We start from the raw sequence: 7,008 nt of genomic DNA on the forward strand, positions 1-7,008 counted from the left end.
GTCAAATCGGAATAATACAGCCAGGGTAAGAGCATTTCAATTAGGCTTGACAAAAGGCTTTCAGCACAGCTATCATATTGTTATTATCCATGGCCGCCCGTTTACTTTTTTGTGCCAGACTACGTCGGTAACTCGATTCTTGGTTAAGAGCGTTAAGTGCTAGTCGTCTCAAGAATGCTCCCATAAGGGAACGGGGTTAACATTAGCGAGGTTGTATTTTTATTGGTTTATGGTACACAAATAATTCCTAATCCTGCCATTTGACGAATATGATCATCAAAAGCGAATACCTCGAATATTTGCAAGCGATGAGCCATAACTAAAATAGAACAATCTGTGTAACTCCATTTTTTATCATTGTATTTACAGAAAGCCTCCCATGTTGCCAGATCGTCACTATCTGATAGATTAATATAATGATGATCTTCTCTTAGTATTTGACCTACTTGAATTGAGGCTTTACTGGAAACCTTACTCTGGATCTAAGTAACCGTTTCATCAAATACTGATTCTAGAATAATCCAACCATTATGAGGATTTTCTAGGCAATAATTTTGAGCGGTTTCGTGATAAGTTTCAGATTTAATAAAAAAAGCAATTAAAGCAGAAGTATCGACAAAAATTTCTTTAGTCACAAATTTTAATAGAGAGTTTCATCAATGTTTTCAGCGTAGTTAGTAACAACTTGACCATGATTATCTTGTCCGATAATATATTTAGGTTCAGGTTGGTTAATTTCTAAACTTCCGCAAAGTTCCCAAGTGCGAGTTTTAGTAATATCTGGTAATTTAGTTTGAAGATAATTTTCCAAGGCTTTGATGACAATCTCTTGAACCGAGGATTTTTGTTCTTGTAAACGAGATATTAATTCATCAGGAATTTCGAGCAATATTTGAGTCATTGATAAACCTTAGAGATTAACGTTGTCTTACTAAAATTCTAGCCTGCCTTTGAATTATAACACAAAGACGTAAAATCCGTCGCTTACGTCCCAAATTCATCCTCAATCAAAGTTTACCGATTCAATAACCGAGAAATCACCCGTTTAAAGCCATATCCTCCTGCGAGGAAAACTAGCCCGACTTCCGCGCTTTTTTAACCGCATTGCCTAGCATTAAACCACTAAGAGTGATAAAACCAATAAGGTTACTAGGTTCGGGAACAGAAATCGGTGGCGGGAGTGGTGGGGGAGGGGAGACGTTAATAGCATAAAAAGCTACTCGCGTTGCTTGATAATATGGGTTTCCGTTGTAGAATACATATTGTTCATTAAGGGTACCTGCATTGGGATCCCAGAATACCGAGTGTGTACAATAACATCCAATTTGAGTAAAGAAGCGAAAACCTGAAGTTTGAGGATGTGAGGACTGAAGTTTATATTGTCCTGAGTAGTCAAGAGAAGTTATATTGCGTGCGAATCCATCATAAACACTTCCAGTTATGCCAGTGATGAGGTATACGCCATTAAAGTCACCATCATCCGTCGTAAAAGTTCCAGAGCCCCCCGCGTAAATGTTTCCCTGAATCCTTCCATAAAAATACCAATTCCATAACTGGGAAGCCGAAGCAGGATTAGAATTAACAAGAAGCATTCCAGCAGTTGCAAGGGTAACTCCAGAAATCAAGCCTAAAACGTTACTGATTTTCTTACACAGTTTCATCAATTTATTGAAAACCGCGCCACCACTACCTCGGTTAGCATAATTTCGACTAAAAACCGAATCAACAGCAGTTTCTGTTCCGGCAAATCCCCCATAAATCCCGACATTATTTTTTAGGGTGAAAGTTGCATTCCTGTCAGTCCCCGTCGTCGGTTTATAAGTACCCGCAGACACCCAAATCTCATCGCCAGCAAGTGCCGCAGTTAGCGCACTTGCTAAACTGCCATAAGCATTATTCCAAGCGGAACCATTACCAGTCGCACCAGATTTAACGTAGATGATAGCCATGATATACCTCGTGTGAAAAAGATGGTACAGAGTCAATAGGGAATCCACCCGAAACTTAGTTCGAGTTAGATAAAGTTGATAAGTAAGCGAATAGTCGAGAAAACTGCCTCTAAAGACACCAAAACTATTAATCAAGCTTGGATGTCAGAAAATTTAGCACTGGTTAGGGATAATGCTTAGATTGTAGAGGCGAATAATCATAAGTCCCGTTTTTTTTTTTTTTTTTCATTCATCAGCAGAGCTTATTAAATAAATCGAGCAGAGAGACAATATCTGGTATAATGCCACTCCTGCAAGGATTTACCCAGGAATAAGCCGATTTATGTTGCTAAGGCTATATTTTGATAAACTTTTGTCAAGTTAGCCAGATAATCAAGTTATTTTGTGATCAGTTAGGTTAGAGAGATGACTACAGCCTTGTCATCGGAGTCAGCCATGGCAATTTGGCCGCTATTATTGATGGTAAAGGCGGAGATACCGTCGCCATCGAGGTTAGGATTACCTGCGGTGATATTGTAGGGTTAAGGGGTTATTATCGGCATCGGTCGCGGTAAATAAGTGTTATAAATAATTATAGGCTACTCAAAATAAATCTTAAATGACGACAACAGAAATTAAATTCACTCTAACTTTACCTAAAGTTCCAGAAATTCATCATCTGGAAGCTGAGAAAAAAGCTAAAGAAGCCTATGTTATGACTTTACTTCGTCATGGTGATATTAGTGCGGGACGTGTCGCAGAATTATTAGAGATAGATCGCCATAAACTTTCTGATTTAATGGATCACTATAATATTTGTTCATTCCCTATGCAAACCCAAGAAGAATTACAACAAGAAGTGGCTGAGACTCTCCAAATTTTAGAGAGATATAAAAAGTAACGTGATTATTGTCTCTGATACTACCCCTTTAAGTGAATTAGCAAAAGTTGGAAAACTTAATTTACTTCATGATATTTACGGGAAAATTATTATTCCTCAAGAAGTTTACCATGAGGTAACAACAGGAACTCATCCAGCAGTTAATTTAGTTCAATTAGCAGACTGGATAGAGAGACGAACAATTAGCAGTTCAGAAAAAGTCTCTACTTTGAAAACGATAACTAATTTAGGTTGGGGTGAATGTGCTGCTATGATTTTAGCTGAAGAATTAGAAGCCGATCAATTATTGATTGATGATTTAGAAGCTAGGCGAGTTGCTTTATCTCGAAATCTAAAAATTACTGGTACATTAGGTATCTTATTAGTCGCCAAACAACTAGGATTAATTACTAGCGTTCAGGAAGTTTTAGAGGCGTTAATTACTCAGGGTAAACGTATTAATCCAAGACTATATCAAGAGGTTTTATCTACCGCACAAGAATCATTGTAATTATTCAATAATTGCTGATAAAGGGACGTAAACATCATCACTCATGTACCCTAAAAACATTAATTAAAGGAGAAGTTTTTAATGGAATATCTTATTAGACCAGACCAACCGACCCAATGGAAAATTAACCCAGTAGATTTTATTGAAAATCTCGAAAAATCTTGGCATGATACCACTTTGTTTGCCCAGCAGATGCACAATTAGCCCTAAAAATCTGATAGCTCTGATACCAAATTATTGAGAGAAACTCTCATTAAGCTGGCGATCGCTGAATAGAGTGTGACACTTCATAATTCTTAGTAATCGCTAAAAGCCTTACTATACAAGGGCTAGAGCAACTTTTGATTTCAACGACTAGGGTGCGGAATGTGGGTTGGTTGACATCCTCACCGCCGGGGCCGGACGGTGATTCCCGGCAGATCAAACAAACTTAATTGAACGACCGACCGCTGGGTTGACGCTTCACGGGATGATGCTTCTTTAACAGAAGTCTTACACTTTCCTCCACGTCCGTTTTTTGAGGTCTCCGATTGCCCACCGGCGACCTTGATATTAATTGCGGCGTTCACGTCTCGATCATGGAAAGTCCCACAGAAAAGACATTCCCACTCACGGATATTTAATGCTTTCTTACCGCCGATATTCCCACAACAGGAACATCGCTGAGACGTTGGCTCCCATCGAGAAATTATCAGAAAATTACGCCCATATTTATCAGATTTTGCCGATAGCATATCTCGGAAAGAACGCCATCCTAAATCTGATATAGCACGGGATAACTTGCGATTTTTAACCATTCCCGATGTGTTTAAATCCTCTAAAATTATCGTTTGATTTTCACGAACAACTCTAGTAGATAGTTTATGCAAGAAATCAGTGCGAGCGTCTTTAATCTTTGCGTGGATTTTAGCTACTCGTTTCCTAGTTTTTTCCCGTCGTTTACTTCCTTTCTGTTTTCTAGAAAGGTTTTTCTGTGCCTTTCTTAGCCGTTTTAATTGTTTCTTTAACGGTTTCGGTGCGTCTATCTTTTCCCCTGTTGAGAGAGTCGCAAAAGTAGCAATCCCTAGATCGATTCCCACGGACTCCCCTTTATTAGGAAGTATTTCGGACTGAATCTCGACAACAAAGCTGAGAAAATAGCGATCTGCTGCATCTTTAATCACGGTGACACTAGAAGGCTTAGAAGGTAATGGACGACTCCAAACTATTCTTAGATCGCCGATTTTCGCTAAAGTAACGCAGTGCTGGTTAACGGTAAAACCATTGTCAGTAAATCTTGCTGATTGCTTAGATTTACGCTTCTTAAATTTAGGAGGTTTGACTTTTCTTCCTTTTCTCTCTCCCTTGCAAGATGCAAAGAAGTTAGAGTAAGCAGTCTCTAAGTCTCTCAAAGACTGCTGTAAAGGGATAGAAGAAACCTCAGTTAACCACCGTCTTTCTTCTGTTTTTTTGACTTGAGTTAGTCTTTTAGATAACTCAGTATATTTTGGCTTTTTCTCCCCTTGTCGATAGAGTTCTTGACAGTGAGCCAAGGTATCGTTCCAGACAACGCGCACACACCCGAACAACTGAGACAAAAGCCTCTTTTGTTGGTCTGTTGGGTAAATACGGTATTGATACCTCGCTTTCATTGGGTTAAAATATGTGCGTCTGCATTCTATTGTAACTAGGTCTGCTAATTATATCAAGTCATCTACGAAAAGAAAGACACTCTACAATCAGTGATCAGTAATCAGTGATCAGTAATCAGTGATCAGTAAACAGTAAAAAGACAGTAGGAAAATTCTATTTAATACTGCACACTTAAAAAATCACATCTGATAACTGATAACTTACCCACTGATAACTGATAACGGCTCTTCGGTTTGTGTTATGCAATGGACGGGGGTTATAAGGGATGTAACCCTTATATAGAAAGGCATTTAGCGATTTTTGTCAATTGTTTTTGCTCTAGAGCGAACTAATCAATTAAGTCTTTTGCCAGATAAGGATTTAGTCGATTTATGCTCCCCTATCGAACCATACCAAATAACGAAGAACCCTGATAACTCACATCTGATAACTGATAACTTACCCACTGATAACTGATAACTGATAACTGAGAGGTGCGCCACTGGAAGTTCTTAAGTGCTACATCAAAAATCAGGAAAAGCCGTCGTAAAACGACGGGGTTTTAACCCAAATTTTCGATAAGCCGCACCTGCATTAAAAGCTTGCAGTCAAATCGGAATAATAACAAATCGGTTTTTAGTAGTATCATTAACTGCCAATCAAACTTTAAAAACCCAGTTATGGACTGTTTCTCCCTGTCCCAGCGCTCCCCGTTTCCACAAGGACACAAGTTACCTTGTGTCCCTTTTTAATCTCAAAATCAGAAATTAGGCTAATCCAACTAATTTAGCGCTGTATTCCCACATTTTTTCGCCTCTTTCCTCGTCACGAGCTTGAGGAGAAACCCTTTGTACAAAGGATTTACCCTCTTTTTTCTGACGGTTGCCCCAACTCCAGTAAGCGCCGGATTGACGGTATTCGGGGTCAGCCACCACGATGGCGACTCTTTCCCCGGCTAATTCTTGGGAAACATAGCCACTGGTGATATTTTTCTGGAACCAAGGGAAAAACTGCTGGAAAAAGGGGTAATGATTGCGGAAAAGGGGTGTATCGGCCACACAACCAGGATAGAGGGAAGTAAAAGTGATTCCCGTGGATTCGTGATAGCGTTTGTGCAGTTCCCGCATGGTGAGAACATTACACACCTTACTATCTTTGTAGGCTTTGACCGATTCAAATTTTTTGCCGTCGGCCATAGTAATCGGCTCTTTGAAACCCTTGGCAAACCCTTCTAAATCACCCAAATCGGGACGAGGAGGAATTTTACCGCCTAATTCATCGGGATTATGGGTGACAGTGCCGAGAATGACTAAACGCCGGTCGGGAGAAGGGGAATTTTTTAGGTCTTCCAAGAGCAAATTTGAGAGCAGGAAATGACCTAAATGATTGGTGGCCATGCTCAATTCATAACCGTCGGGACTTCTTAAGGGTTCTTTGAGCAAAGGCAGATAGATAGCGGCATTGCAGACTAAAGCGGTTAGGGGTCTGCCCAAGGCCCGGAAATTTTTGACGAAGCGCCGGACGCTATCGAGGGAACCGAGGTCGATAAATTCAATACAGTAGTTATCCCGGGGAATGTTTAATTCCTTGGCCGCCTGTTCCATTTTCGGGATATCCCGACAGGCCATAACCACAAACCAACCTCTTTGAGCAAGGGATTTAGCGGCGTAGAGACCGACTCCAGAAGTTGTCCCAGTAATGATCACCGTGGGTTTTTGATCTTGTACCATTTTTTGATAGTTTTCGTTAATCGCTCTGGTCTAGGGAATATCCAAGGGATTCCGACTATAAATTTTATCGGTTGTCTTACCTGACCCCAGGCTTCCCTTTACATAACTTCAAATTTTAGTGAGTGTTCACTTATCAGGAGATAGGAGATAGGAGTCAGGAGTCAGGAGTCAGGAGTCAGGAGATAGGAGATAGGAGATAGGAGATAGGAGATAGGAGTCAGGAGATAGGAGTCAGGAGATAGGAGTCAGGAGTCAGGAGTCAGGAGATAGGAGTCAGGAGATAGGAGTCAGGAGATTATTTTTATTTATTCTTCCCACTCCCCACTTCCCCACTCCCCACTTTCCCAC

Annotated in this window: 8 protein-coding genes and 1 pseudogene; 3 read left to right on the forward strand and 6 right to left on the reverse strand. The window is 40.2% G+C overall.

Going from position 1 to position 7,008, the window contains the following annotated elements; all coding sequences use genetic code 11:
- Positions 1-40 precede the first annotated feature (40 nt).
- The 4 genes and pseudogenes from IQ234_RS04835 to IQ234_RS20970 form a co-directional block, all read right to left on the reverse strand.
- Positions 41-184 (reverse strand): hypothetical protein, encoded by a 144-nt coding sequence (locus IQ234_RS04835; RefSeq protein ID WP_193956240.1) that lies wholly within the window; start codon positions 182-184, stop codon positions 41-43.
- Positions 185-227: 43 nt separating this feature from the next.
- A pseudogene (locus IQ234_RS21710) lies at positions 228-635 on the reverse strand (type II toxin-antitoxin system VapC family toxin).
- A 5-nt stretch (positions 636-640) separates the two neighbouring features.
- Complete coding sequence (locus IQ234_RS04845; protein ID WP_193956241.1) at positions 641-901, reverse strand: hypothetical protein; 261 nt, start codon at positions 899-901, stop codon at positions 641-643.
- A gap of 172 nt (positions 902-1,073) precedes the next feature.
- Complete coding sequence (locus IQ234_RS20970; RefSeq protein ID WP_228008375.1) at positions 1,074-1,949, reverse strand: hypothetical protein; 876 nt, start codon at positions 1,947-1,949, stop codon at positions 1,074-1,076.
- Positions 1,950-2,547: 598 nt separating this feature from the next.
- On the opposite strand from IQ234_RS20970, the gene IQ234_RS04860 reads away from it, so the two are divergent.
- From IQ234_RS04860 to IQ234_RS21530, 3 genes are all read left to right on the forward strand, one after another.
- Positions 2,548-2,829, forward strand: coding sequence for a UPF0175 family protein (locus tag IQ234_RS04860; protein WP_193956242.1), 282 nt, complete (start codon positions 2,548-2,550; stop codon positions 2,827-2,829).
- Position 2,830: 1 nt separating this feature from the next.
- On the forward strand, positions 2,831-3,319 hold the full coding sequence (locus IQ234_RS21715) for a DUF3368 domain-containing protein (RefSeq protein ID WP_147069847.1): 489 nt from the start codon (positions 2,831-2,833) through the stop codon (positions 3,317-3,319).
- 81 nt (positions 3,320-3,400) lie between these two features.
- The gene (locus IQ234_RS21530; RefSeq protein ID WP_255520648.1) at positions 3,401-3,523 is read left to right on the forward strand and encodes a hypothetical protein; all 123 of its coding nucleotides are present in this window, start codon (positions 3,401-3,403) and stop codon (positions 3,521-3,523) included.
- Positions 3,524-3,705: 182 nt separating this feature from the next.
- On the opposite strand, the gene IQ234_RS04870 is transcribed toward IQ234_RS21530, so the two are convergent.
- Positions 3,706-4,950 (reverse strand): RNA-guided endonuclease InsQ/TnpB family protein, encoded by a 1,245-nt coding sequence (locus IQ234_RS04870; protein ID WP_193956243.1) that lies wholly within the window; start codon positions 4,948-4,950, stop codon positions 3,706-3,708.
- A 747-nt stretch (positions 4,951-5,697) separates the two neighbouring features.
- Complete coding sequence (locus IQ234_RS04875; RefSeq protein ID WP_193956244.1) at positions 5,698-6,660, reverse strand: protochlorophyllide reductase; 963 nt, start codon at positions 6,658-6,660, stop codon at positions 5,698-5,700.
- Positions 6,661-7,008: the final 348 nt, after the last annotated feature.

It is taken from the genome of Microcystis aeruginosa LEGE 91341, from assembly GCF_015206885.1.
GTDB lineage: Bacteria > Cyanobacteriota > Cyanobacteriia > Cyanobacteriales > Microcystaceae > Microcystis > Microcystis aeruginosa_H.